General features: G+C 47.4%; 22 protein-coding genes. 18 read left to right on the top strand and 4 right to left on the bottom strand.

Annotation, left to right across the window (positions count from 1 at the left end):
• Positions 1-68: 68 nt before the first annotated feature.
• On the bottom strand, positions 69-1,292 hold the full coding sequence (locus tag KCG43_RS10445) for an MFS transporter (protein WP_192016625.1): 1,224 nt from the start codon (positions 1,290-1,292) through the stop codon (positions 69-71).
• Positions 1,293-1,479: 187 nt separating this feature from the next.
• On the opposite strand from KCG43_RS10445, the gene KCG43_RS10440 reads away from it, so the two are divergent.
• The 9 genes from KCG43_RS10440 (at position 1,480) to KCG43_RS10400 (ending at position 14,569) form a co-directional block, all read left to right on the top strand.
• Entirely contained in the window at positions 1,480-2,247 is a 768-nt protein-coding gene (locus KCG43_RS10440; protein ID WP_218384696.1) for an ABC transporter ATP-binding protein, read from the top strand.
• Between the two features lie 21 nt (positions 2,248-2,268).
• Positions 2,269-3,162, top strand: a complete 894-nt coding sequence (locus KCG43_RS10435; RefSeq protein WP_218384695.1) for an ABC transporter substrate-binding protein — start codon at positions 2,269-2,271, stop codon at positions 3,160-3,162.
• Between the two features lie 20 nt (positions 3,163-3,182).
• Complete coding sequence (gene fhuB / locus KCG43_RS10430) at positions 3,183-5,165, top strand: Fe(3+)-hydroxamate ABC transporter permease FhuB (RefSeq protein ID WP_218384694.1); 1,983 nt, start codon at positions 3,183-3,185, stop codon at positions 5,163-5,165.
• A gap of 230 nt (positions 5,166-5,395) precedes the next feature.
• The gene (locus KCG43_RS10425) at positions 5,396-7,174 is read left to right on the top strand and encodes an IucA/IucC family siderophore biosynthesis protein (protein ID WP_218384693.1); all 1,779 of its coding nucleotides are present in this window, start codon (positions 5,396-5,398) and stop codon (positions 7,172-7,174) included.
• Positions 7,167-8,090 (top strand): GNAT family N-acetyltransferase, encoded by a 924-nt coding sequence (locus KCG43_RS10420; protein ID WP_218384691.1) that lies wholly within the window; start codon positions 7,167-7,169, stop codon positions 8,088-8,090. The genes KCG43_RS10425 and KCG43_RS10420 overlap by 8 nt, the downstream gene beginning before the upstream one ends.
• A complete protein-coding gene (locus KCG43_RS10415; protein WP_218384820.1) occupies positions 8,090-9,838 on the top strand; it encodes an IucA/IucC family siderophore biosynthesis protein in 1,749 nt (582 codons plus the stop codon). Before KCG43_RS10420 ends, KCG43_RS10415 begins: the two co-directional genes overlap by 1 nt.
• A gap of 22 nt (positions 9,839-9,860) precedes the next feature.
• Positions 9,861-11,171 carry a lysine N(6)-hydroxylase/L-ornithine N(5)-oxygenase family protein gene (locus tag KCG43_RS10410; protein ID WP_370630681.1) on the top strand — a complete coding sequence of 437 codons (1,311 nt, stop codon included), beginning with the start codon at positions 9,861-9,863 and terminating at the stop codon, positions 11,169-11,171.
• Between the two features lie 160 nt (positions 11,172-11,331).
• Positions 11,332-13,521 (top strand): TonB-dependent receptor, encoded by a 2,190-nt coding sequence (locus KCG43_RS10405; RefSeq protein WP_218384688.1) that lies wholly within the window; start codon positions 11,332-11,334, stop codon positions 13,519-13,521.
• 268 nt (positions 13,522-13,789) lie between these two features.
• Positions 13,790-14,569: a hypothetical protein gene (locus tag KCG43_RS10400; protein ID WP_218384686.1), complete on the top strand. Its 780-nt coding sequence runs from the start codon at positions 13,790-13,792 to the stop codon at positions 14,567-14,569.
• Positions 14,570-14,681: 112 nt separating this feature from the next.
• On the opposite strand, the gene KCG43_RS10395 is transcribed toward KCG43_RS10400, so the two are convergent.
• The gene (locus KCG43_RS10395) at positions 14,682-16,121 is read right to left on the bottom strand and encodes a glyceraldehyde-3-phosphate dehydrogenase (RefSeq protein WP_218384684.1); all 1,440 of its coding nucleotides are present in this window, start codon (positions 16,119-16,121) and stop codon (positions 14,682-14,684) included.
• A gap of 610 nt (positions 16,122-16,731) precedes the next feature.
• Between KCG43_RS10395 and KCG43_RS10390 the strand changes: the two genes are divergently transcribed.
• The 7 genes from KCG43_RS10390 to KCG43_RS10360 all read left to right on the top strand — a co-directional run bounded on the left by KCG43_RS10390 (position 16,732) and on the right by KCG43_RS10360 (position 22,305).
• Positions 16,732-18,327, top strand: coding sequence for an ABC-F family ATPase (locus tag KCG43_RS10390; RefSeq protein ID WP_192017159.1), 1,596 nt, complete (start codon positions 16,732-16,734; stop codon positions 18,325-18,327).
• Positions 18,328-18,429: 102 nt separating this feature from the next.
• Positions 18,430-18,879: a YaiI/YqxD family protein gene (locus tag KCG43_RS10385; protein WP_120510775.1), complete on the top strand. Its 450-nt coding sequence runs from the start codon at positions 18,430-18,432 to the stop codon at positions 18,877-18,879.
• A gap of 271 nt (positions 18,880-19,150) precedes the next feature.
• Complete coding sequence (locus tag KCG43_RS10380) at positions 19,151-19,687, top strand: GNAT family N-acetyltransferase (protein ID WP_218384682.1); 537 nt, start codon at positions 19,151-19,153, stop codon at positions 19,685-19,687.
• A gap of 169 nt (positions 19,688-19,856) precedes the next feature.
• On the top strand, positions 19,857-20,237 hold the full coding sequence (locus KCG43_RS10375) for an STAS/SEC14 domain-containing protein (RefSeq protein WP_218384680.1): 381 nt from the start codon (positions 19,857-19,859) through the stop codon (positions 20,235-20,237).
• Between the two features lie 44 nt (positions 20,238-20,281).
• A complete protein-coding gene (locus tag KCG43_RS10370) occupies positions 20,282-20,920 on the top strand; it encodes an HAD family hydrolase (protein WP_218384678.1) in 639 nt (212 codons plus the stop codon).
• Positions 20,921-20,975: 55 nt separating this feature from the next.
• Entirely contained in the window at positions 20,976-21,746 is a 771-nt protein-coding gene (locus tag KCG43_RS10365; RefSeq protein WP_192017155.1) for a GNAT family N-acetyltransferase, read from the top strand.
• Positions 21,747-21,927: 181 nt separating this feature from the next.
• A complete protein-coding gene (locus tag KCG43_RS10360; RefSeq protein WP_218384677.1) occupies positions 21,928-22,305 on the top strand; it encodes a TonB-dependent receptor in 378 nt (125 codons plus the stop codon).
• A 42-nt stretch (positions 22,306-22,347) separates the two neighbouring features.
• Here KCG43_RS10360 and KCG43_RS10355 read toward each other — a convergent pair whose 3' ends face one another.
• Together KCG43_RS10355 and KCG43_RS10350 are read right to left on the bottom strand one after the other, a co-directional pair.
• Positions 22,348-23,484 (bottom strand): ParB/Srx family N-terminal domain-containing protein, encoded by a 1,137-nt coding sequence (locus KCG43_RS10355; protein ID WP_218384676.1) that lies wholly within the window; start codon positions 23,482-23,484, stop codon positions 22,348-22,350.
• A gap of 168 nt (positions 23,485-23,652) precedes the next feature.
• Complete coding sequence (locus KCG43_RS10350) at positions 23,653-24,012, bottom strand: glutathione S-transferase N-terminal domain-containing protein (protein ID WP_192017152.1); 360 nt, start codon at positions 24,010-24,012, stop codon at positions 23,653-23,655.
• A 291-nt stretch (positions 24,013-24,303) separates the two neighbouring features.
• Between KCG43_RS10350 and KCG43_RS10345 the strand changes: the two genes are divergently transcribed.
• Positions 24,304-24,657, top strand: coding sequence for a DUF3802 family protein (locus tag KCG43_RS10345; protein ID WP_027252261.1), 354 nt, complete (start codon positions 24,304-24,306; stop codon positions 24,655-24,657).
• 245 nt (positions 24,658-24,902) lie between these two features.
• Positions 24,903-26,951: a methyl-accepting chemotaxis protein gene (locus tag KCG43_RS10340; RefSeq protein ID WP_218384675.1), complete on the top strand. Its 2,049-nt coding sequence runs from the start codon at positions 24,903-24,905 to the stop codon at positions 26,949-26,951.
• The last annotated feature ends 12 nt before the right edge of the window (positions 26,952-26,963 follow it).

The raw sequence follows: 26,963 nt of genomic DNA, 5'->3' as shown, positions 1-26,963 counted from the left end.
TTCAAGGGGGAGGCTAGGAGGGGTTACAAGGCACAAACGCTACATTTGTGATCACTTCGCGACCACCCTTAAACAACACTCACCGCCTCTTTTTCCTTCCGGCGGGTAAAGGCAATCCCGGCCACTAAAACCGCGAAGCCAATACAGACCCAAACCGGTAATTGCGGGAAAATGACAGCCGTACTGGCAAGTAAAGATGCCAGACCATAACCCAGGGTATGCGACATCGAAATCAAGCCGGCGATCTTTCCGGGTTTTTCCGGGTTGGTTTGTGTTGCCATTGACGTATATGCCGGCACTAAAAGTGCAGCGCCTACGGAAACCACGACCATGGCGATAGTGAATACCCAGAAAGCCGAGTTGAGGAAAAGCACGAAACCAGCCAGCAGGGCAAAGCCGCCCAGCCGGTACATGGTGTCGATGTCCAGTTTCTTCTTTTTGATCACCAGCACCTGGGTCAACAGGGTAAACGCGGCGCTCAGAGTCAGCAGCAAGCCAATAGCCTGACTGATGTCATCTGTGGCCCACATGGTGATCGATTCAATTAAAGGCGACAGGCTGTATTGCAGCAAAGCAACAACCGTGCAAAGCAATAAACCTGTCAGTAAGAACGGCAGCAGCGTCATTTCCGGCAGTTTACGTGACTTGCCTGGCGGCGATGTTTTTTCTGAATCCGCTTTCGGCGTAAAAGCTGGTTTGGGCAGCCAGCAGGCGCCAAGCAAGGCAATCACTGGAAATGCGACCATCAGCATCAGTGGTGCATAGGTGTGCAGTTGTAAAGCGCCCATCGCCAGCAAAGGGCCAATCAGCCGTCCTGTGCTCAGCCCGATGCTGACGGATGTTATGGCTTGCAGGCGGTTGCCTTCACCGCACAGTAATATCGCCCAGTGCTGACTGGCCGGCACCATACCTGCCACAGTACAGCCGTAAATGATACGCGCCACTATAAGCCCGGCCAGCCACAGGTAGGTTTGTTCGCTGAACTCATTGCTGAGGGCGGTGAAAATGAGTAGAAGCAGAAAACTGACCGCCATTCCGGCTAACGCCTGAAGAACGACAGTTTTTGGCCCGTTCCGGTCACTGAAGCTGCCCCAGAAAGGTGCCGAAGGCAGAAACAGGAAACTGCCAATCGCAATCACAATCGACCAGGTGGGCAAGCCAAATGCGGAGTGTTCAACAAGAAAGGGAAGTGACACTAATAAACCATTTTGTCCGATGCCCATTAAGGCAGCGATAAGCGCGATAAGGGTAAGGTGAAAGCGACGTTGTGTTCGGCTGGCATCGTGCGTCATGTTCCCGTCCTGACTGGAAATGAGTGTGAAAATCAGGTGATACAAAGCAAAGGAGAAGTGTTCTCGTTCTCACTTGAGATTAGTGATGGGTATCCTACATCTAATTAATGGTTGTGAAAACTATTATCATTAACAGTAGGCTGTGATAAAGTTCGTGCACTCTGTTGTGCAACACATTACCGCATTCATGTATCAACTCATTGACGCTGCCTTTGATGTGGACGGGAAACGGATTCTTCATCCTACGTCACTGGCCTTTGAACCCGGAAAAGTCACGACTTTGCTCGGCCATAATGGTTGTGGCAAATCCACTCTGATGAAACTGCTCAGCCGGCAAAATGTGCCTGCTGCCGGGCAAGTTTTGCTCAAAGATCAGCCTGTTCAGAAGTTTGACAGTAAGACATTTGCTCTCAATGTCGCTTATCTGCCTCAGCATCCACCGATCACAGATGGTGTGACAGTGCGCGAATTGGTGTGTTTTGGCCGGTATCCCTGGAAAGGTGCATTCGGTCGTTACAGCCAGCACGATTACCTGTTAGTCGATGAAGCGATTGAGAGAGTCGGGCTGGCCCACTTTGCTGATCGTTTTGTTGCTACCTTGTCTGGCGGTGAAAGACAACGGGCCTGGGTCGCCATGTTGCTGGCACAACAGAGCAAGTGTATTTTGCTGGATGAACCGACTTCTGCGCTGGATGTCGCCCACCAATATGAATTGCTGCATTTAATCAGGGAATTGAACCTCAGCCTTGGATTGACTGTCATCATGGTGTTGCATGATGTCAACATGGCAGCCAAGTTCAGCGACCACTTAATTGCTTTGCATTCAGGGAAAGTGATCGCACAAGGGGCGCCAGAAGAGATGATGACCCCTGATGTTCTCAAGAAGATATATGGCATGGAGCTGGCGCTGTTTTCGCATCCGCAAACCGGCCAACCGATCAGTTACATTCCATAGCAATAAAAACAGGGAAAGACCGTGAGAAAGACTATCGCATTGCTTTTTACCGTACTGACTTTTCAGAGTCAGGCGATGACGATAAAGCACGAGTTAGGCGAAACAGAATTTACTGAGCCGCCTGAGAAAGTGGTGGCACTGGACTGGGCGCTGACAGAAACCGTGCTGAGTTTGGGGGTGATACCCGCAGGTGTCGCGGATAAAGACGGTTACCGTACCTGGGTAGGCGAGCCTGCATTGCCCGATTCAGCGATGAATGTCGGCTCACGGCGAGAACCCAATCTGGAGTTGCTGGCAGAGATGCAGCCAGATGTTATCCTGGTCAGCAATCACATGAGCCCTGTCTATCAGCAGCTAAATGCCATTGCGCCGACACTGGTGTACACCATTTACAGCGATTCGAAAACACCGCTTGCCAATGCCGTTAAGGTGACTCAGCAGTTAGGAAAAGTGCTGGGCAAAGAGCAAAGGGCGCAATCTGTTATTGAAACCGTATCGGCTCACCTCAAGCAAAACGGTGATAAAGTCCTTGCTTCTGAGGCAGGGCAAAAACCTTTGATGTTTGTTCGGTTTATCAATGATAAAACCCTGCGTATTCACAGTGAAGGGTCTCTGACTCAGGACACTGTTACGGCGATGGGGCTGAAAAACGACTGGCAGGAGCCGACCAATATGTGGGGATTCACCACAGCCGGTATCGAAAAAATGGCTGAACATCAAAACACGAATGTGATGATTTTCGGCCCGTTGAAAGCGGATGAGCAAAAGAAGCTGATTCAATCACCACTCTGGCAGGTGATGGCGTTTACCCGTTCGGATTCCGTTTATGAGTTGCCTGCGATCTGGACTTTTGGTGGTTTAGTCTCAGCGCAGCGCTTTAGCGATTTCATTACACAAGCATTGACACAGAACTAATGCCGTCCCAGGTTACTTTGATGGATTCATTGCTGCGCTCGGGCCAACAAACCCGGCTGCTGTTGATTATACCGGGCCTGATAGTCGTTATTGGCTATCTGCTCAATCTTACCGTGCCTTATTCGCAAGGGTTGCCATTACTCTGGGAAGCGCTGCTCAATTACGATCCCACCAATTACCAGCACATTATTGTTAACCTGACGTATTTGCCTCGCCTGGTGGTTGCGGTGTTATGTGGTTTTTCCCTGGCAGTTGCAGGGGCTGTCATGCAATTTGTGTTACGCAACCCAATTGCATCGCCAACGACCCTGGGTGTGGCCTCTGGTGCCGAGCTGGGTATGGTACTGGGTATCTTGTTATTGCCGGCATCTTTAGCAACACCTTCATTTTTTCCTGCGTTTCTGGGGGGCTCTCTGGCTACAGCTCTGGTGTTTCTGCTGTCGGCTAAACGGGGGTTCGCGCCTGTTCATATGGTACTGGCTGGCATGGTGATCAGCCTGTTTTTTGGCTCTGTCAATACCATGCTGTTACTGCTTCATGAGCAGACTTTGTCGTCTGTTTTTGTCTGGGGTGCGGGTACGCTGAATCAAAACGGGTGGGATACAGTCACGACTTTGCTGCCTATGACGCTCTTACCGCTGGCTGCTTTAATGTTATTGCAGCGCCCGTTAGCGTCTTTGCAACTGGGCGATGGCGTTGCTAGCTCGCTGGGTATAAACGTTAAACAGATTAAAGTGTTGTGTCTGGGGCTGGCCATTTTTATGACGGCAAGCGTGGTCAGCGAAGTAGGGCTGATTGGTTTTGTCGGCATCGTTGCACCAGCCGTTGCGCGTATGCTGGGTAGCCGGAAGTTGCATCAGAATATTCTGCTCAGTGGGGTGATTGGCTCGCTGATGCTGCTGCTAGCTGATCTCATCATTCAGCCATTCTCTGGTGTCGGCGGCGAGATGCTGCCAACGGGTGCCATGACCGCCTTGTTAGGTTCACCGTTTTTATTTTGGCTGCTGAGGCGAAAAACCTTACAGTCCGAGCTTAGAGCAAGGGATGAAAGTACTGTTCACTACCATCAGCGTGATTTTAAAAAGACCGTGTTGATTTTGTCTGTGTTTGCATCTTTATGCTTGATCCTGGCGATCACCGTGGGCCAGGGGCAGCAAGGCTGGTCCGTGACTTTTACGGGCGCTGTCTGGGAATACCGTTTCCCCCGGGTGGCTGTGGCTCTGCTTGCGGGCATTGGTCTGGCACTGGCAGGTACGATTATTCAGCGTGTGACAACCAACCCCATGGCAAGCCCTGAAGTCTTGGGTATCAGTTCAGGAGCCGCTCTGGCACTGGTTATCGGTGCATTGCTTGGTATTTCCGTTGAACGTCATGAACAAGTCATGCTGGGTACGGCGGGGGCTTTGCTCGTAACTGCAGTGATCTGGCTGATGGGCAAGAAGCATCAGTTTGCACCTACGCAGACTTTGCTGACAGGCATAGCATTAAGTGCCGGCCTTGATGCTTTCCTGCGCATCGCGATGTCCTCGGGGCAGGATAATGTCCGCGCTTTGCTGACCTGGCTTTCAGGTTCCACCTATTTGGTTTCAGCTCAGGATGTCACCTTACTGGCTATCGGTGTCGGCGGGCTGCTGATAGTCACTTTGTCGCTGAGTCGCTGGATCGACCTGATTGGGTTGGGTGAAGTCAGTGCAACCAGTGTCGGCCTGGATTGCCGGCGAGTCAGGCAGTTATTGCTGTTACTGGTTGCGGGTTTGACAACGCTTTGCACTATCGTGATTGGTCCATTGAGTTTTGTCGGGTTACTTGCCCCGCATATGGCGCGCACCCTCAACCAGTACACGGCAAGCCGACAACTCATTGTTGCCTGTTTACTGGGTGGTTGCCTGATGATGGTTGCCGATTGGATAGGGCGAAACCTATGGTTCCCCTGGCAATTTCCCGCGGGCTTGCTCGCTTCAGTGATAGGCGGCGGTTATTTCCTGTATTTGATGCGAAAGTAGCGTTTACAGTCGATATTTAAGTCACAGAGTGTGTTTTGGTAAAAAGCACTGCATTTGTTTCGAAAGCCAGCAATGATTGCTGGCTTTTTTACTTTTAGCTCAGTCAGATACCAAGTCTCAATAACAGAATTTGCCATATAAAAAATTCAAATAGAATTAACATAAAAGTATTGATTATGTTTTTGATAATCATTAGCATTTGACGCAATTGTTAATGCAATGAGTTCATTATGAAAATACATAACACATCCTGCGCAAACTTAACCTCGGATCAGCATGATGTTGCCGCGGCCTGTTTCTTAAATGCGCTTGCCAGAGAATGTTCATCCATTCAGTTTGAGTCAGGAAGCGAAGGTACGAGTTATCTGATTCCGCTAGCCAATCAGCAGCAAATTCGTATTCCTCTTCGTTATTACTCTTCTTTGGGTGTTCATGAATATCATTTTCCGGCCTTGCTGGATGCCGGGACATCCAGTGAAATCAGCTTTCCAGAGCTGGTCGCTCTTATTCTGGAAGAGCCCTCGCTGGTTGGTTTGGTGACAGAAGAACAAAAACATATTTTCATCAAACGTGTTATGGAAAGTCACCACAATACCTACAGTGCTACCAGCCAAAGCCCCTATGGTGAGGTGCTGTTTAATCAGGCGTTGAATTTTCAGCAAGCGGAGCAGGGGCTGCTGATTGGCCACTCTTTTCATCCGGCACCTAAGAGTCGCGAACAGTTCAGTACAGACGATGCGAAACGGTTTTCTCCTGAGTTTGGCAGCCATTTTCCCCTTCGCTGGCTGGCTGTTGATTCATCTATCACTGTGTCTGGCAGCTCTGCTGAACAATCCGTCACAGAGCGCATGTCCGAGCTGATTCGCTCTGACGCAAGGTTTAATCAGGCACTGTTAGAATCGCTTACTGATAATCAGGTTCTGCTTCCAGTGCATCCCTGGCAGTGGCAAGTATTTGGTCAGTATCCGGATGTCATTGAATACTGCGAGAAGGGGTTGATTAAAGACTTAGGAGAATCAGGATGCGACTGGTATCCAACCTCGTCGACGCGTTCATTGTACGCGCCTTCTTTGCCGTACATGCTGAAATTCTCGCTGAGTGTGAAACTGACAAACTCAATTCGTAACCTGTCGGTCAAAGAAGTGATTCGTGGTACTCGTTTGAATCAGCTCTTTTCAGATACAGATATTCAGCATGTGCTGGGTAACGGGAAAGGGTTTCAGCTGATGCAGGAACCTGCCTATCTGGGGCTGATTGATAAAAACGGAAAAGCCATAGATGAATCTCTGGTGGCGTTTCGTGACAATCCGTTAGCAGACAAGGAAAATGAAGAAGCGGTTGTGCTGGCAACCTTGGCACAGCAAAATCCATTTGGTGGCAAAAGCCTGTTAGCAACACGGGTTGCCGATTATGCCGCCAGTCAGAAAATTAGCTCAGAGCAAGCTGCGAAAGCCTGGTTCCAGGCGTATTGTGAGCATTGCGTTATTCCTTTGTTTAACCTTCAGGCCAACTATGGCGTGGTATTTCTGGCTCACCAGCAAAACATTGTTCTGCAATTGCAAGAGGGTTTTCCGGTCGGCATGTATTACCGGGATTGTCAGGGAACCGGATATACCGATCTGGCTTTCGAGCGATTTGCAGATGCCTTGAGCGACACCAGGCAGGATGTCGAAAATTACTGGAGCCAGGAGAAAGTACGTCGCTACTTTGCTTACTACCTGATTATTAACTCTACATTTAACGTCATCGGTTCTATTTGTGCTGGCGCTGAAATTGAAGAAATGACGCTGATTGCCATTCTTCGCGAACAGCTTGAAGCGCTTAAAGATCAGGGCGTCAGCGACTCCGCCTGTCTCGACTATGTGCTCAATGACGAAGGTCTGTGCTGCAAAGGAAACTTCTTCTGTTACCTGCAGAATTTCAATGAAAACTCCATTCCAGATCCAGCCGTGATCTACTTTGATCTGCCCAATCCACTCATCAATGTAAAGGAAGCCATGAATGTTTAATGCAAAGACGTTTCAAGTGGTTGAAGGAAGCGAAAACCCACTTCGCGTGCAGTTGACGCTATCGGAAAGTGATCTTGTCAATCCTCAGGTGATAGAACAGCTGGTTGCTGATCTGGATGGCGAATTCAGTCAACAGTTTGACTGCAAATGTTTTCAACTGGAAGCCTCTGAAGTGATTCTGGCCGAGCTGGCAAAATGGCTGCCGTTATGTGAAGGGGCGGCGTTATATAAATCGCTGTTTTACCAGATGCCCGCGCAATGGCATCGCCACACGGTATCGAGCCACTTTCCGTTGATTGAAGTGCAGACAAACAACCAGTACCGCCATCATCCGCTGCGTCCTGTCATGCCAACCGGTACTGTTTACCAGCGCTTTGATCATCAGGCCGATCTTGACATCTCTTTTCGCGTCTTTGATATGGAGCGGGATCTGGATCGATTTGTTCGCTGGATGAATGATCCCCGTGTCGCGCATTTCTGGGAGCAGGCCTGGAGTAAAGACGATCTGGCGGAGTTTGCTCAGTCCCGATTGAATGACCCGCACATTATTCCGCTGATTGGTGAGTTCAACGGCGAAGCATTTGGTTATGTTGAGGCTTACTGGGTGTGCGAAGACAGACTCAGCCCTTATTATGACGTGCAGCCTTATGATCGCGGTATCCATTTATTAGTGGGTGAAGACCAGTTCCGCGGGCCGAGGTATTTTAACTGTTGGATGCGTGCAATCAGTCATTATCTGTTTATTGATGATGTGCGCACGACTCGCATTGTTCTTGAACCCCGTTCAGATAACCAGCGCCTGTTTAACCGGATTAAAGAAGTGGGTTATCAGAAGCTGTTTGAATTTAATTTTCCGCATAAACGTTCAGCGCTGCTGATGCTGGAGCGTGGTGCATTCTTTGAGGAACAATGGTGATGATTCAACAGGCGTTGCAAAAGTACTGGCCTCAGGCGAATCGTGCCATCGTGGCCAAGATGATCAGCGAGTTTGCCTATGAGCAGGCTTTTCAGTTTCAGGTGTCAGAAGACGGGTTTACCCTGAATCTGGATCATGGTGTCAGCTACCGGTTCGAAGGAAAAGCAAACATTTGGGGGCAAGTGGTGATTGACCCGCAGACTGTCACGCGCATACCGGATACCGGGTCATTGCTAGCCACTCAGTTCATGATGGATATTCAAAGCCTGCTCAACATACCGGATGAAGCATTAGCCGAGCATTTTGAAGATTTGAATGCCACCTTGCTGGGTGACTGTAAGCTGGCAGTGAAAAAACAGGCTATGACGGTGAAAGATCTGGTCAGTTTGAGCTGTGAGTTGCAGCAGACCTATTTCGACGGCCATCCGAAGTTTGCTTTTAATAAAGGCCGCAGAGGGTGGGGGACGGATGATCTTGACCTCTACGCTCCGGAATCGCAACGTGCATTTCAGTTAGGCTGGGTTGCCGTTCATCATTCGATTTTGCAAAAATCAACCAACGCACGCACCCATTGGCAGGATCTGGTTGACTCGGCGGTCTCTGAAACAGAACAGGCGAAGTTAGGGCGTGTATTAGCTCAATGTGAGGTAGAGCAGCAGGATTATACTCTGGTACCTGTGCATCCCTGGCAGTGGTCTCAAAAATTATCATTGTTATTTGTCCGAGAAATGGCCGACAAATCTTTGCTGTATCTTGGTGAGTTTGGCGACTACTTTTTGCCGCAACTGTCTATCCGTACCCTGAGTAATGTATCCCGGCCACAGGGCTATGATATCAAGTTACCACTGACAATCATGAATACTTCCTGTTATCGGGGTATTCCTGGTCGTTATATTTTGGCGGGTCCGCTGGCATCAGACTGGATCGATCAGGTTTTTAAAACCGATCCGCTCTTGCTGGGTAAAGAGGCTGAAGTGTTGCAGGAGCCGGCTTCGGCTTATGCAGCGCAAGCGGATTACAAGCTGCTGGAAAAAGCGCCATACCGATATCACGAACTGCTGGGTGTTATCTGGCGTGAATCTCTGGCCTCTAAGCTGAGAAGTAATGAATCCGCCATTTTGATGGCTGCCCTGATGGAGTCTGATTCTCAGGGCAATCCACTGATCGGCGAATACATTGCAGCGTCAGGGTTGTCTGTTGAAGCATGGCTGACCAAACTTTTCGATGCTGTCGTGATACCTTTTTATCACTTGCTGACTAAATATGGCGTGTCGCTGATTGCTCACGGCCAGAATATTACTATCGTGATGGAAAATTTCGCACCCAAACGCATTCTGCTGAAAGATTTCCAAGGCGATATGCGTCTGGTTGAACGTGATTTGCCCGAACAGGACTCGCTTGATCCTATGGTCAAAGCCGTGACGGTACGCTTACCTGAAGAGCTGATCATCCATGATTTGCAAACGGGTCATTTCGTCACAGTGCTGCGTTTTATCTCTCCATTAGTTGAAAAGCTGGGATTCACAGAGCAGCAGTTCTATCGCTTGCTTGGCGATCGAATCGGTGAGCATATTTCCCAGCATCCTGAACTGGAAGAGCGGTATGAGCGGCTGGATCTGTTTAAACCCCGAATTTTGCGTATTGGATTAAATCTGGCGAAGTTCAGACACAGCACTGATAGCAGTGCGTCCCGAATGTTGCCGGACATGGACGACATGCTTGATAACCCATTGGTTTTAGCCCGATAACAATAAGGAAATAGAAATGAAAATGAATAATCATAAACAATGTCTGGACTTGGCGGGTGTAGGTGTAGGGCCGTTCAATCTGAGTGTGGCGGCACTTATTGAAAGTAAAACTGAGCTAAATGCCTGCTTTTTTGAAGGTCGTGAATCTTTTTCCTGGCATCCGGGGCTGCTGCTGGACAACACCAATATGCAGACCATGTTTCTGAAAGACCTGGTGACGGCTGTTGATCCGCAAAACCCATACTCATTTTTGTCATACCTGGTTGATCAGAAAAAGTTTTATCGTTTTTTGTCTGCAGAGCTGAGTTGTATCAGTCGTCATGAATTTTCCGATTATCTGGCCTGGACAGCACACCAGTTATCAAACGTACAGTTCTCAAGCCGTGTGGAGAATATTGAGTACACGGGAGAAGCGTTTGAAATTGAAACGACGAATGGTGCTTACTTAGCGAAAAATCTTTGTATTGGCACAGGCAAGGTGCCGTTCATCCCTGATTGTGCCAAGCCGCACATCAGTGACAAGGTGTTTCATGCAGCTGAAATGGGGCTGCGTGATCGTGATTTTACCGGTAAGCGCGTCATGGTTGTCGGTGGTGGTCAGAGTGGTGCTGATATTTTCCTGAACGTGCTGAACGGTAAGTGGGGCAAAGTGAAAAGCCTGGACTGGTTATCCCGTCGTTCGAATTTCCAGCCACTTGACGAAGCGGCATTCACCAATGAGTTCTTCACACCTGAATATGTCGAAACATTCCTGGACTTGGAGCCGTCAGTCAAACAGTCTGAAATTGATGCACAGAAACTGACTTCAGATGGTGTGACACAGGCAGCTTTGTTAGCGATTTATCGCGAGCTTTACTATCGGTTTGATGTCCTGAAAGAAGACAAGTGGGTACGACTGCTGCCGCACAGAACGGTTAATGTCGTTGACAATCTGTCTGGTGGTTTTGCTATTCAGTCACTCAATGCACTGAGCCAGCAGGTGGAAGCGCATGAAGCCGATATCATTATCCTGGCGACCGGCTTCAGTTCACCGTATCCACAATGTCTGAAATCCATTCTGCCGTTACTGGAATTGGATGAAAAAGGCCGATATGGCATGACGGCTAATTTCGAATTGAAATGGAAAGGCAGCGCTGACAATAAAATCTTTGCGGTGAATGCCGGCATGCACAGTCATGGTATAGCCGAGCCTCAACTGAGCCTGATGGCATGGCGCAGTGCGCGGATTATCAATCAGCTTTGTCAAAAATCTGTCTTCGATATTGAAAGTGATAAGGGCATGATCGAATGGGTAACAGAGCGCTTGGTCACTGAGTATGCCAAGGCTTCTTAAGTGCCAATCTGGCCTTATAGATATCCTTATGAAATATAAGGCCTTAAAAAAATACATAAAAATTGAACTTTTTTTACCTTGGATATGGAAATAAAGTGGCAAATGAGTATGATTATCAAACTCTGTATTGGTAGTTAACTTAAAACAAGAAGTGGTAATCATGTCCGTGAAAAAAGGGATGTTTCAATTGACGACAGTGGCAGCTGCAGTGGCCGCCACTACTTTCGTATCAAGCGCAGCTTTCGCTCAAGAATATAAGACAACGGAAGAAAAAATGGTGGTGGTGTCCAGCCGCACGCCAAAAGCAATCAGTGATATTCCAGGTACTGTCTGGTACATCGATAATGCTCAAATCGAGCAAGAATACCGTGGTGGTAAAACATTAGGTGAGATTCTGGCAGACTCAATCCCGTCTCTGGATGTGAGTAGCGGTGCCCGTACAAACTATGGTCAAAACCTGCGTGGCCGCGCCATGCTGGTGATGATTGACGGTGTATCACTTCAGTCTTCTCGCCCAATCAGCCGTCACCTTGATTCCATCGACCCGTTTAACATAGAACGTATTGAAGTGCTGTCAGGTGCCACTTCTATCTACGGTGCAGGGGCAACCGGTGGTGTGATTAACATCATCACTAAAAAAGCGGAAAGTGAAGAGCTTCAGTTTGAAAGCTATGCTAGTACAACATCTGGTTTCAACAGCAGCGATGATTTTGATTATAAGCTGGCGCAATCTATTTCAGGTGGTACTGAGCGTGTGAAAACGCGTGCAGCCGCTGTATATACCAAGACACAAGGTTTCTATGATGCAAACGGTGACATTGTCACGCCAGACATTTCACAAGGCTCTTTGCAGTATAACGAAACGATTGATACTCAGATTCACTCAACCATTACTTTGACTGATACACAGTCACTGGACTTACTGGCGCAGTACTATGACAGCCAGCAAGATTCACCGTATGGACTGTACATAGTGAACAGTCAATTTGTTGATGTTCGTAAAGGGTTTGAATCGGATCGCCAACATGGTACTGAGCGTATTTTGCTGAATGCGGCATACAGCAACAGTGACTTCCTTAGTCATCAGTTGATTGCTGAGCTGTCATACCGAACGGAAGACCAGACATATACGCCGTACTATCAAGCATCCTCCCAGCAAAAAACAGATGTATTGTCTTTACAATTGGCGCTGGCAAAGCAGTTCGGGAATCTGAACCTGGTTTATGGTCTGGACGGTTATATTGATTCATTTGACAGCAATCAGGCACTGTTTGATCCGGCTGTTGCAAATAATTCAGGTAACCTTGTTAACGAGACCTATGCGAAAGTGGGTCGATACCCTGGTGTAGATGTCAGCTCTATTGCTGCTTTTATTCAGGCAGGTTACGACATTACAGAGCAGTGGTCTGTTCAGGGGGGTTATCGTTTCCAATATATCGATAACGAAATTGATGATTTTGTCGCTTACAGTGTCCAAAAAAACATTGCTGCCGGAAAAGGTGTATCTGCTGACGCTGTACCAGGTGGCTCGACGGACTACAACATCGGTCTGTTTAACTTAGGTACTATCTACAAGTTCTCACCGGAAACTCAGGTATGGGCAAACTTCTCACAAGGTTTCGATTTAGCGGATCCTGCGAAATTTTACGGCCAGGGGACATATTCAGCAGTTGATGCAAATGGTCATTATGCATTGAGCGACAGCATCAATGTCAATGATTCTAAAATGTCAGGGATAAAAACCAACAGTTATGAACTTGGTTTCCGTACTGAGTTAGCTGATGTCAGTGTTCAGTCTGCCGCTTATTATTCCCAATCTGATAAATCAGTAAGCTACAATAAAAACACGCTGCTGATTGAAAGTGTTGATGACAAGAAGCGTGTTTACGGTGCTGAAGCGCTGTTGACTTATTGGGCAACCGATAATATTCAAGTTGGCACTTCAGGTCATTACGTTGTCTCAGAGCTGGAAGATGACGGTCAATGGAAAGATGTTTCTGCCGGTGAAGCAAGTATTTCTAAAGCCGACGCATGGATTGGCTGGTATGGCGCTGATTTAGCTGTGAAACTTCATTCTCAAACTCTGTTTGATTATGAAGATGAAACGAAGAATGCGAAACAGCCAGAGAATAAAAAGATTGATGGCTATACGCTGTTTGATCTGATTGGTACTTATCAGTTACCAGTAGGCAGCTTAGGCTTTGGTATCAATAACTTGTTTGATGAAGACTATACGACGCTTTGGGGACAACGCGCGCAAATTCTGTATTCTGCGCACTACGACTCGGCTGCATATGACTACAAAGGCCGTGGCCGTACTTACACCCTGAACTACCAAGTGAAGTTCTGATCCGTTAAAAATATATGTATCCTGCCTTTAAACCGCCCGACACCTCGGGCGGTTTTTTTATTTTTTAGAAAGAGCATCATTCATCCATTAGCTATTTCTGATGTTTGTTGTTTATTGAGCTGTGAGTTTTACTGATGTGATCTTCATCAACTCTTAATTAAATGCATTGAATACATCTCAAGAATTTGTCGCTTCAAAAAAGTGCTTGTATTTATCACTCTTTTCAAGAAAAAACGGGTGAAAGCAACAATTAATTAAAGGAAAAGTAATGAGAAAATCATCAGTATCTTATTTGTTGTTAGCTGCAATGGGGTTAACGGGTTGTGGTAGCGACTCATCCAGTTCCAGTCAGACGACTAAAGAAAGCCAGCAAGGCTCAATAGTGACAACAGACGTCAATGATTCGTTTTTTACACCGGAACCTATGAGTATTCAAGTTGATCTGGCCAATCAGCTATCAGCGACCATACCCGATGATCAGCTATTTGACGTGGCGGTTAATTTTGATTTAAACAATTCTGGCGATATTGATGAAGGCGATATTCAGGTCCGAATGAAACGTATTGGGACTGGTTGGACAAATACAACCTCAAACCTGTATTACATATTTGTCCAGGGCGGCGGTAACACTGTTGTGTTCGATGAATCTCCGAACTTTAAGTCTGAAAGCGGAAGAATTACAAGCCTGGGTGTTAAATCTGTTGGCACGATAGAGCAGACGGGTAATGCGGGTAAAACTGCACTTCGTTTTGACTTAATTAAAAATCCCCAGCGTAGCCTGAGCGGTGATCTCAATGGTTCAGACGCCGTCTACAGCGCATTTGAATTGGCATTGTCGCAAATCAGTGCGTCGACACCTGTGAACGCGAGTGTAGGCTTAGCCGACCAAAGTACGACACCCGCAACATCTGTGAGTTTTGACCAAGTGCCAGATGGCGGGACTTACTTCCAGGGCAGTAATGCAAGTATCGAAGATAATCTGTCTGATTATACAGGCGTGAGCGGCGAAGCGGATATTGAAAAAGTAGCTGTTGGTTTTGCGGATTAATTGTTACTGGCTTTTCTGATTCCTGTTCCACGGAAATAAAAATGCCGCCTGTGTGAGTTATTACCAGGCGGCTAAAGTTCAGCAAGAGAATATTGTTATTATTGTGTAGGGCTTATTTCAGTGCAGGGAAGGTCTGATAACGAACGCCCATCATTTGTTCCATACAGTGAACGACCTGGCAGCTGTAGCCAAATTCGTTGTCATACCAGATATACAGCACGCAGCGCTTATCTTGTGCGATAGTTGCCGCACCATCGACAACACCCGCATGGCGAGAGCCTACTATGTCGCTGGATACAATCTCAGTCGATTGGGTGTAATCTATCTGACCAGACAAAGCCGAATTCAAGGCGACGTTTCTCAGGTAGATGTTCAGTTCTTCTGCAGACACATCAGTATCCAGGTTCAGGTTAGCCACGGCCATGGACACATTCGGGGTAGGGACACGAATTGCGTTACCTGTCAGTTTACCGGCCAGTGCAGGCAGTGCTTTCGCCACCGCTTTGGCTGCGCCTGTAGAAGTCAGTACCATATTCAGTGATGCTGAGCGTCCACGACGTTCGCCGGAATGGAAGTTGTCGATCAGGTTCTGATCGTTGGTGTAAGAGTGAACAGTTTCAATGTGCCCGTTCAGTACACCGTACTTATCATGAACGGCTTTCAGTACCGGTGTAATGGCGTTGGTGGTGCAGCTCGCGGCTGAGATAATGGTATCTTCACTCAGAATGTCTTTTTCATTCACACCGAATACGATGTTCTTGATCTCACCTTTACCCGGCGCAGTCAGCAGCACTTTCGCTGCACCCGGGCACTTCAGGTGCTGGCTCAGGCCGTCAGCATCACGCCAGATACCTGTGTTATCGACCACAAGCGCATTGTTGATGCCGTAGGTGGTGTAATCTACATCCGCCGGGCTGTTTGCATAAATAACCTGAATGTAGTTACCGTTAACAATGATGGCTTTACGCTCTTCATCAACAGTAATGCTGCCGTTAAACTGGCCGTGTACAGAGTCACGACGCAGCAAGCTGGCGCGCTTTTCCAGATCGCCATGTTTACCACCGCGGACCACAATCGCTTTCAGGCGCAATGGGTAGCCTGGGCCACTTTTCTCAATCAGCAGACGAGCCAGCAGGCGGCCAATCCGTCCGAAGCCATAAAGCACGACATCACGTGATTGCAGCGTTTGTGTACTGCTCAGGGATTCAGCCAGTGCCGTTGTCAGGAAATCGTCCAGATGGCTTTCGTCATTGTGATCTTTCCAGTACGCATGTGCCAGCTGACCAATATCGATACGGCAAGGCGACAGGTCCATGTCGTTCAGCTTTTCGACCAATGGCAGGGTCAGGGAAGGGGAAATATCAGAGCCGGTATAACGGCGACCAACACGGTGGGCTTTAATCAGGTCGATAACAGAGGCATTGACTACCTGACGACCGAACAACAGCACTTCGACGCCTTTTTGTCGATATAGCTGGCCAAGAATTGGTGAGATGGATTCAGCATTAGTTTGACTTGTTTGCCAGTCTAGGAGGTAATTTTCCGGACTCATCTTTACTTAGGACCTTTCACATATTGGGAAGAAAAACAGGCATTTATCCTGTGAGCTGTTATCGTTTTTATGGGCAGGGATTGTAACGGTGCATGGGTTATTATCCTAGTAAAATTAATCACTTGTATTTGTGATCTAGATCTTTTGTAACTTGTGATCTTGGTCGTTTGCTCAGAGTGATATGCTGGAATAAGTGTGAGGTAAGAAATAACTTATTTTTTAAGAAATATTAGGATGATTGTAATAAAACAAGAAAAAATGGCTGCCAGGGAACAACTCTTCAATAAAGTTGGTATTTTTACAAAAAAAATCAGGTGATGCCGCCAAAACGGTGTCAAGCCCTGCAGAAATCGCTGTCACCAGCTTGCTGGTAAGTTTTTTCTCAGTATTCGGTGATATTTTAGTCAGTAAAGTGTTTTGCCATTGGTAGCGCTCAGGCAGAATGCCGCTTTTGTCGTCTCTGTGTACTGTCGGACGCTTTCTTCAGTGAACAGACAAAGCGTGATAAAACTCACGTCATCTGTTAATATGCTCGCCAATTTCCGATGAAAAGCTGCCAATGCTATCAGGCAGCTTTTTTCATGTCTGATTATTGTTGTAGGAACCTATTTTGATCACAACAGCGAACATCACCATGCAGTTTGGCGATAAGCCTCTGTTTGAAAACATCTCCGTTAAATTCGGCGAAGGAAACCGTTACGGCCTGATCGGTGCTAACGGTTGCGGTAAGTCGACGTTCATGAAAATCCTGAGTGGGGAACTGGAGCCTTCTGCTGGTGTGGTCAGTAAAGATCCTAACGAGCGTATGGCGAAGTTAGGTCAGGATCAGTTTGCTTTTGAAGAGTTCACTGTAGTTGACACCGTGATTATGGGTCACAAAGAATTGTGGGAAATCAAAGCGGAACGTGATCGTATCTACTCGCTGCCGGAAATGTCTGAAGAAGACGGTATGCGTGTTGCCGATCTGGAAACCGACTTTGCTGAAATGGACGGTTATTCTGCTGAAGCCCGCGCGGGTGAATTGCTGCTTGGTCTGGGTATTCCTGAGCACCTGCACTTTGGCCTGATGAGCGAAGTGGCACCTGGTCTGAAAGTACGGGTACTGCTGGCTCAGGTGCTGTTTGCTGATCCTGAAATCATGCTGCTGGACGAACCAACGAACAACCTGGATATTAATACTATCCGCTGGTTAGAGCAGGTTCTGATGCAGCGCAACTGCACTATGATCATTATTTCGCACGACCGTCACTTCCTGAACACTGTTTGTACTCATATGGCGGATCTGGACTACGGTGCATTGCGCCTGTTCCCGGGTAATTATGATGAATACATGGTGGCAGCGACTCAAGCCCGTGAACGTCTATTGGCCGACAATGCGAAGAAGAAAGCGCAAATTGCTGAGCTGAATACGTTTGTCAGCCGTTTCTCTGCTAACGCTTCGAAAGCGAAACAGGCTACCTCTCGCCAGAAGCAGATTGATAAAATTCAGCTTGATGAAGTGAAAGCCTCCAGCCGTCAAAACCCGTTCATCCGCTTCGAACAGGAAAAAGAACTGTTCCGTAACGCACTGGAAGTGGAAGGGCTGAAGCAGGGTTATGGTGAGAACATCCTGATCAATGGCGTTAACCTGATGGTAGAAGTCGGTGAGCGTATTGCAATCATTGGTGAAAATGGTATCGGTAAGTCAACTTTCCTCAATACCCTGGCAGGCGTTATGACGCCGATGAGCGGTATGATTAAGTGGTCTGAGAATGCCAATATCGGCTTCTACGCGCAGGATCACTCCGCAGATTTCGACACCGACATGAATCTGCTGGACTGGATGGGCCAGTGGAAAAATGAAGGCGATGACGAGCAGGTTGTTCGCGGTATTCTGGGTCGTATGCTGTTCTCGCAGAATGACATCAAGAAATCAGTTCGTGTGATTTCCGGTGGCGAACAAGGCCGTATGCTGTTCGGTAAACTGATCATGCAAAAGCCAAACATCCTGTTAATGGATGAGCCAACTAACCACATGGATATGGAGTCTATTGAGTCTCTGAACCTGGCGCTGGAAAACTACAAAGGAACATTGATGTTTGTCTCTCACGACCGTCAGTTTGTATCCTCGGTTGCTACCCGCATTATTGAAATCACCAAAGACGGTGTAAATGACTTCCACGGTACTTATGATGAGTACCTGCACAAGCAAGGCATTGAGTGCTAATACCGTACTTTTAAAGACAGCCGCCTTTCCGGGCGGCTTTTTTTATGCAAAATAGGAAGCCGAACGGCCAATGTGCCCTGAACCAGAGTTAAGGAAACCATCATGAATATCTGGGTTGATGCTGATGCTTGCCCGAATGTGATCAAAGAAATCATTTTTCGTGCCGCTCATCGGGTAGGCGTCTGCACGACATTGGTTGCGAACCATGCCATCCGTGTCCCGCCGTCACCGCATATCCGAGCGGTGCAGGTGATGGCTGGCTTTGATGTCGCTGATAATCATATCGTTCAGCAGCTTGAACCTGGTGATTTGGTGATTACTGCCGATATCCCGCTTGCGGATGAGGTCATTACTAAAGGTGGTCACGCGCTTAATCCACGTGGCGAAATGTACAGTAAAGATACGATTAAACAGCGCCTGCAAATGCGGGATTTTATGGAAACTATGCGCAGCAGCGGTATCCAAACCGGTGGGCCGGCACCTATCAGTCAGGCTGACAGACAGCAATTTGCCAATAAACTGGATGTCTTCCTCGCAAAAGCTCGCCGATAAGCACTGTAATACAGGCTCCTGTTATGCTGATTGGGGCCTGCCATTCTTCTTTCTTCCATTGCATTATTTCGATTTTGCACTTCATGCCAGGCTTGCTCTCCATACGTGCTCTTCATGCGTGCTCTTTATGCCTGATATGCCCTTTACCGGGCGGGACAATAATAAATACCATGCGCTCAGACTCTTATTTTTAATAAACAACTTGTTTCATCTGCATTTTGATGAATAAAATTCATGCTGATGAGTTGATTATGAAAAATAAGGAACAGCCGTGCTTGAACTGACCACCCAAAGATGCGTACTACGCCCACTGACCCTGAGTGATGCCGGGGCCTTGTTTGATATTTTCTCTGATCCGGATGTGATGAGATATTGGGATAGCAGCCCATGGCAATCCATTGAAGAGGCGAATGATTATATACAGGCATCAAAACCGTCATTGGATGAGCCGGAAAAGCTGGTATTGGGTATTTATGAACAGCCTGAGCAACGGCTGTTAGGCAAGTGCATGCTCTTTAATATTGACCAAGATTCGCGCAGGGCAGAGCTGGGTTTTGGTATTTCCAAAGCCCACTGGGGCAGAGGCCTTGTTCAGGAAGTTGCTTCTGCTCTGATTCAGTTTGCTTTTCAGGAAATGCAACTCAACAGGTTGGAGGTAGAAATTGACCCGGATAACACAGGATCGGCAAAAGTATTAACGAAACTGGGTTTCTCACAGGAAGGGTATTTAGCAGAAAGGTGGATTGTCGACGGTAAAATGTCAGATTCAGCGATTTATGGTTTACTTGCCAGAAAATGGCGTGCTTGAGCGGGTTTGACTATTGCAAATACACAGAAGCAAGTTCGTTGTTACTTTTTTGCCATGATAACGGCCAGTAAGATGACTTATTACTGACTGACGCCACAGTTTCTTCATGTAAGGTTTTTTTGAGCAATACTTACAGGTAAATGCTGCATAATGACACGTTGGAGGCAATATGTTTACTGTTGAAAAAGTGGGTAATGACAGGCTCGACATTGAAATGAGCGGTAAGCTGGATTCTGAAGAGATGAGATCGGCGTTAGATGAACTGCTTAATAAGTCATCAGATATTCAGAATGGCAAAATGCTGTTTGATATAGTGGAATATCAGCTGCCTTCCATGGGGGCGATTGGTGTTGAATTGTCACGCTTTCCATCAATGATGAGGTTTATCCGTAAATTTGACCGTGCAGCGGTGTTATCTGATACAAACTGGGTCAAAAAAGTCAGCGAAGCCGAAGGTTTCTTGATTCCTGGTCTGACGATTAAATCCTTTAATCGCGATCAGCGTGACCAGGCCGAGGCATGGCTGGAAGGGTTCGGCACGGACTCGTGAGAGTCTGTGGAGCCGGATACCAACGGAAGGAACAAATTAATTATATGTATCATGTAATGTTTGATGTGGACGATACATTAATTCAGTCCAGCCAGTTTGATGAAAGTTGTTTTGTTAAGGCGGTGAAGTCGGTAACTGGTCTGGATCTATATCAAAGCTGGAGTGATTATCCGCATGCTACCGACAGGGGGATCCTTCGCACTTTTATTGAAATTCAGGCGCCAGATGAAGAGCTTGTTGATCTTGAGAGGCGAGTAAAAGCGGTTTTCATTCAGAATATCAGGGAGCGTTTGAGCCATCGCCCTGCACTAGAGGTGAGTGGAGCCAAAGCATTTTTTCATCGTTTGCTGGGCGATGATCGCTTTATTGTGTCTCTGGCAACAGGTGGCTGGCGGGAAACGGCAAGAATGAAGCTGATATCTGCAGGCTTTAACATTAATGATGTCAGTATGGCGTCATCAGACGATCATTATTCCCGCGCTCGTATCATGGAACTCGCCCGGGAGAGAGCGGGCGATACGGATTTACAACTGACCTATTTCGGTGATGCCGAATGGGACGTTCGAACGTGCCAGGAGCTGGGTGTTAATCTGGTTATCGTTGGGAATAAAGTCAGTCACTGTCAGACCATTCATGACTATCACAGTGACGATCAGGCGCTGTACTACATTACTAACCAGTAGGGCGATACACTAATAACAAGCCGTCTGCATTCGGCCATCACATCAAGGAAGCTAAATGGATAAAAAGGAAATTATGGCTTTATACAATCAGTTTGAACGTATAGGGCAATCCGTGCCCGGCTATGAAAAGCAAGTGAATGGGTCGGTTGTCCGATGCGTCTCACCCGAGCCACAGGGCAGCTACATTACGTATTTCCACTTTGATGAAGAGCAGGCAATGCCGGCGATCAAAAAAGAAATTCACTTCTTTTCAGAACAGAAGAAATCCTTTGAATGGAAAACCTATTCCACAGACTCACCCGCTAATATAGGCAAACACCTTATAGAACAAGGTTTTACTCAGGAGGATTCTGAGTCCTTTATGGTGCTGGAATTGGACAGCATACAAAATATTTTGCCTGTGACTGCGGACATAACCGAAGTTTATGATCTTGATGGTATTCGTGAAGCCATGTCTGTGCAGGAAAAAGTGTGGGGTACAGATCATACAAGTCATGCCTTTCATTTACACCAGATTAAGCAGGCTTGCCCAGAAGATGTCGCTGTTTATGTTATCTATGATAATCATATTCCCGTTTCGTCGGCCTGGGTTTTATACAGCGCCGACAGCCCGTTTGCCGGCATTTGGGGGGGAAGCACATTGTCCGAATACAGGAGCAAAGGTTATTACACAGCGTTACTGCACCGGAGGATTAATGATGCCAAACAACGTGGAATTCGCTACCTCACTATCGATGCATCCGCTATGAGCCGGCCTATTGTAGAAAAGCACGGCTTTAGGTTCATAGCAGAAACGACGCCATACTTTCTTGACGTTAATCACTGACAGGCAAATACCTGCCTGTCACCATTTTTCGGCCTATTTTCCACGATTGATTGCAAGATGGCGGAGATAAAAACGCGAAAATTATCCATCGATCACCCATGTCTTTATCTATTCTGATCTTGACGGATAGCATCTGGTAATTCGTGCTATCCAGCCTGAATTGCATGAGGTCGGAGGGCGCATGGACCGGAAATACGTTATTACCAGCTTTATCTACGCTATCCTCGGGCTGTTGTTAGGCATCTACATGGCTGCTTCTCATAACCATGGTCAAATGGTGACACATGCTCATATCATGCTGGCCGCTTTTGTTGTGTCCTTCATCTATGGTTTGTGCCATCGATTATGGCTGACAAACGGCTCAAGTGCTTTATCCCAGATTCAGTTTTATGTCCATCAGGCAGGCATTTTGGTGTTGGTTGTAGGGCTATTTCTACTGTATGGCAATGTCGCTGAAGCGGATGTGCTGGATCCGATTCTGGCATTGGCGTCGGTGGCGGTATTGGTGGGAATGATTCTGATGACAGTTTTGTTTATGACATCAGGCAAAAGTCAGTAATCAGGGCGAGGTGAGTTTCGCCCTGATTGCATAATACTGCCTTTAGTTCTCAGTTTTCTCGGCGCTTGCAGGTGCAACCTCTTTTTTGGCGCTTTCTTTTTTCGCTTTTTGCTCTTCAAGAATGCGTTTTGGTGTGGATTCTTCTTTTTCACGCTGGCGATAGGCTAATGCGTAGCTCCAGCTTGAGGTCGGCCGGGTGAGTAATGAATCCAGTGCTTTGGTATTGACTTCATCAAACTGACCCAATTCTTTCGCAGTTTTGCCTGATGAGGCAATGTTTTCATCATCTGCCGCCGCCACAATAAGGCTTGCCGCTTCTTTAAGTGCAGCAGTGTATTCATCGGGGTCGTTAAGGTCGTAACTCGACACCTTCATTTTTTTACGCAGATACTGGGCCCAGTGATATTGCATATAGGGAATAGACATAGGCCGGATCAGAGGGTTCACCGTTTTGCCTTTATCGGGATCGCTGTAAGCGATATTGCGCAGGAAAAAGACCAGTGACAAATATTTATCATGCTTTAACTGCTTCATACCCAGATACTCAGGTAACTCAGAAGGTTTGATTTTTTCGCCACGGGTATCAAACAGCCAGAATTGCCCAGCTTCTTTCATCGCATTCCAGACTTCATCAATATCATCGCCGGCCAGGCTTTGTGTGACTTTCACTTTTACAGGAACACTGGTTCCACCGTTAGGCATATCCCAGAATGTCGTCAGAATATGATGACCAGAGAGCAGGTAAAGGGTTTTACCGTCCGGCGCAAGCAGCACGGTAGGCAGGGCATCCTGATTGCTGCCTGGCGGTTCTTGGCAAGTATAGCTTTCCAGAACGGTCGGTTTAGACTGGTGATCCCATGTTTTCACACCTTTGCCTCCGCTAGTCAGGCAAAGGTCATCAAACATTTGGGCCGGGCGTGCTTCGTAACGGCCCAGGCTGGCAAACACCCTGTCAAAAGCAAGAACAGGTTGTGTTGGTAACAGTGCATCCAGTTTAACCGTCAGCACGTCGCCCACTTGAATAGAATTATCCTCGTTGTTTTTGTTGCTGTCATCGCTTTCGGCCTGACTGGGTGCTTTTGCGGCTGCTTTTTCTTCCTGAGCTGCAAGTGCAGAACCTGTGACAGCAGCACCTAACATGGAAGCAAAAACTAAGCAGGCAGTACGATGTAATCGCATGAGAGCTCCTCACTGATAAGGGTAGCAAATTGAGTTTAGCAAATAGCTAAGGTCGCGTTGTATAAGAAATAATACTGAAATCGGGCGGGGGAAGTATCAGATGGCTGTCAAAAAACTGTCGTCACTTAGAAACCCGATCAGAGTCGGGCTTCTAGTTATACGGGAAGATTAGGCAAATCGTTTTTCAAGATATTGAATAATGTCAGAAGATTCATACATCCATTCCACATGTCCATCTTCTTTTTCAATTCGCAGACAAGGTACCTTACGTTTTCCGCCGCCATTAATCAGTTCCTGTTCGAAGGCAGGTTTCTTCGCATCAAGGGTTTTGAGAGGAAGAGCCAGTCGTTTGGCACTGCGGCGGACTTTGACACAGAAAGGGCAGGCATCAAATTGGTAAAGCTTCAGCTTTTCAGCCGCCACATTGATTTCGCTTTGCTCAAGGGCAGAGCGTTTCATGGATTTTGGCGTAAATACAACATTGAGCAGCAGGATAATCCGGCCAAGGAACCATCGAACAAATTTCATTGGAATGTCTATCTCTATAGTTCAGATTTTAGTGACAGGATTGTAACGTAAAAGCCCTCCTAACGTCACCAGTGTTCCAACTGCAGCATGGTATCAGCAAAGACCGAAAATCCGCGTTGTTAACTGCTCGGAGGCTGGTGCTGGCAAAAGTCACCTGGCGGATGGCTAAATTAGCTGTTTCTTATTGATAAATAAAATAGTTAACTTGAGCACACTTGGTGTCACAGAGCTTGAAAAACAAATTGGACACTCTATCATTTGCTGTAGTGTTGGGTGGAATAAGCAAAAGATATGGTTGTTGAATCTGATGGTTATCACGCGCTGATTGAGTATTTTACGGAGCACCTGAGTGTGTTTGCTGTAAGCGGTACTGATGCAAGTGAGGAAACCGTAGAAAATGTTGTCACGGATCTGATCGCTACAAACCTGATGGCGGTGTTTGGTCAGAACCCGGATCTTGAACCGGAGTTTCGATTCAAGCTAATGCAGGAAGCCGATGCTGTATTGGATGATATGGCGGAAATGCTAGGCGGCTTATGGCAGAAAAACCCGGGAATTGAACAAATTACCTTCCTGGAAGATTATATCAGCCTGGTCAAAAACCTGTTTGACAGTGTGATAAGTCAACAAACTTCACACGCCTGAACACAATGCTCGGAGAGCGACATCCGGCAAGCAACACAGAAGCAGCTGAGGCTGCTTTTTTTGTCGCTGACATTTAGCTAACTGCAGGCTTTCGTTACATATTTTTTACCTTTGACATTTTATTGTCATATTTGAGCCGTATGTTAACGGCGAATTTAATGAGAATAGGATCACAATTATTGTCCTGTAACGTGTTGGAACTGGTTTTGCTGGGGCAGAAATTGTGGCATTGACAAAGGTTCATTATGACAAAAAAACGCACTCAACGGACAAGGCTGTCAGTTGTGGTTCTGATACAGTCAGTCTTTCTGCTTCTTGTGGTTATCGGTGGATTGCTGTCATTCTTTGGTAATCAAGGGCTTAACCGTGTTTCTACGCAGTTCGCCTCGCTGAGCCAGCAGGCATTACCCGTCGCAACCCTGAATGCCGAAATGGTAGAGGGATCACTGGCTTCCGCCCAGAGTCTGACAGAGGTGATAAATAGCCGGACAATAGAAACCCTGAAGACGGCACTGAACACACTGAAAAGTAATGAACAGCATGTAGAAGATGCCGTAGCAGAATTGCAGCAGCTGGCGACTGAACATAGCATTAGCTGGCTTGAAAATGATGTCAGTGCTTTTGAAAGCGATCTCACCACATTTAATCAACTCGTCTCGTCCATTCAACAAACACAGCAGCACATTCTGACCAATCAAGCCAAGCTGGAATCTGACAAAGCTACGATGAACTATGCTGTTTCATCTGTTCGCTCTGAAATGAGCAGGATCAGCATCGGGTTGTACGCTGGCGATACTGCGGCTATGGGTCATGTGACTAACTTCATTAATCATTCCCAGGAAATGGGAAACAACATGGTGGCTTTGTTGTTTGAAAGCGATCTGAAAAAAGCCGAAGCGTACGCTAAAGATCTGAATCGGACTAATTTGTCAGGCATGTTATACGCGTGGAAAGAGCTGAATCGACTAAATCCTGAATTGGCGGAATACTCCAGTTTATCTGTACCGTTTGATATGGTGAAAGAGCTGTTTAGCGAGCAGGGGATGGTCGCGCTCAAGCTCGATACGCTTCGCCTGATACAGACGCAGGCTGAAAAAGCCGATCAGGCAAAAGTGCAGGTGGAAAAAATCATGCTCAAGCTGGGAGATATGGAGACAGGTTCACAGCGCATGATCTATGAAAGCGAACAGGGTGTTCTGGCCGCCAGCGACAATGCCAAAATGATTTTTATTGCACTGAGTGTCGCCGGTTTGCTGTTGGCGCTACTAGCCGGCGCCTGGGTCAGCAAGACGGTTCGCCTTTCTTTGCAGCGTCTGGATGATGTGATCAAGGCAAACAGCGTGGGTGATCTGACAGTCATCGCAGACGAAAACGCACCGAAAGAATTTGCCGAACTGGCCAGTTTGCTGAATCAGTCAAATCGGACCAACAGCCATGCCATGGCGCAACTCAGTGAGAATGGCCATACCTTAACTCAGGCGGCTGAGCGCAGTCAGGCCGCTTCGGCGCAGTCTCGCCGCGCACTCAGTCAGCAGAGTGATCAGTTGAGCACTATTGCTGCTGCCATCACTGAGCTGGAAGCCTCTATCAAAGAAATCGCGCAAAGTACCACTGAGTCGGAAACCGAAGCCGAAGCGGCCAATACGCTGGCGCAAGAAGGGGCCGGGATTATTGCGCGCAGCACCGAAAGACTGCAGTCTCTGGATGTTCAGTTTGCGCGAAACGAGGCCTGTATGATCTCGCTTGATGAACACGTCGGCAAAATTACAGAAGTCGTGGAGCTTATCAGCACGATTGCCAACAATACCAACCTTCTGGCGCTGAACGCGGCAATCGAAGCGGCACGGGCGGGTGAGCAGGGACGCGGTTTTGCCGTGGTGGCCGACGAAGTCAGAAAACTGGCCAGTGAGACCAACCAGCAAACCGAGTCGATCCGCCGGACTATCGCCGAGCTGCACCAGGCGGCAGAGGAGGCGAACACGGCAATGCAGGAAAGCCGTAGCGAAATGACAGCCTCCATTAATCTGAGTGGCGAGGTTGAATCGGCTATTCAGAGTATACAAGGCGCCATTGCCCGGATTACCGATAAAGTGATCACGATTTCTGCTGCCACACAACAACAGGAAAATGCTTCCATGGAAGTGGGCCGAAGTGTTGAGGAAGTCGCCAGTCAGGCCAGCCTCAACAATCAGCAATTATCGACGCTGGTAGAAGAAGCCAGAACTGTGTCTGATATTGCGCGGGAGCAGAGCCAGATGCTGACGCGCTATAAAATTCTGGACCCTGCCGTTTAGAAACCGCAGGCA

It is taken from the genome of Photobacterium sp. WH24 (assembly GCF_019204055.1).
Taxonomy (GTDB): domain Bacteria; phylum Pseudomonadota; class Gammaproteobacteria; order Enterobacterales; family Vibrionaceae; genus Photobacterium; species Photobacterium arenosum.
The sequence above is the reverse complement of the archived record's forward strand: the minus strand, read 5'-3'. Positions and strand labels throughout refer to the sequence as shown.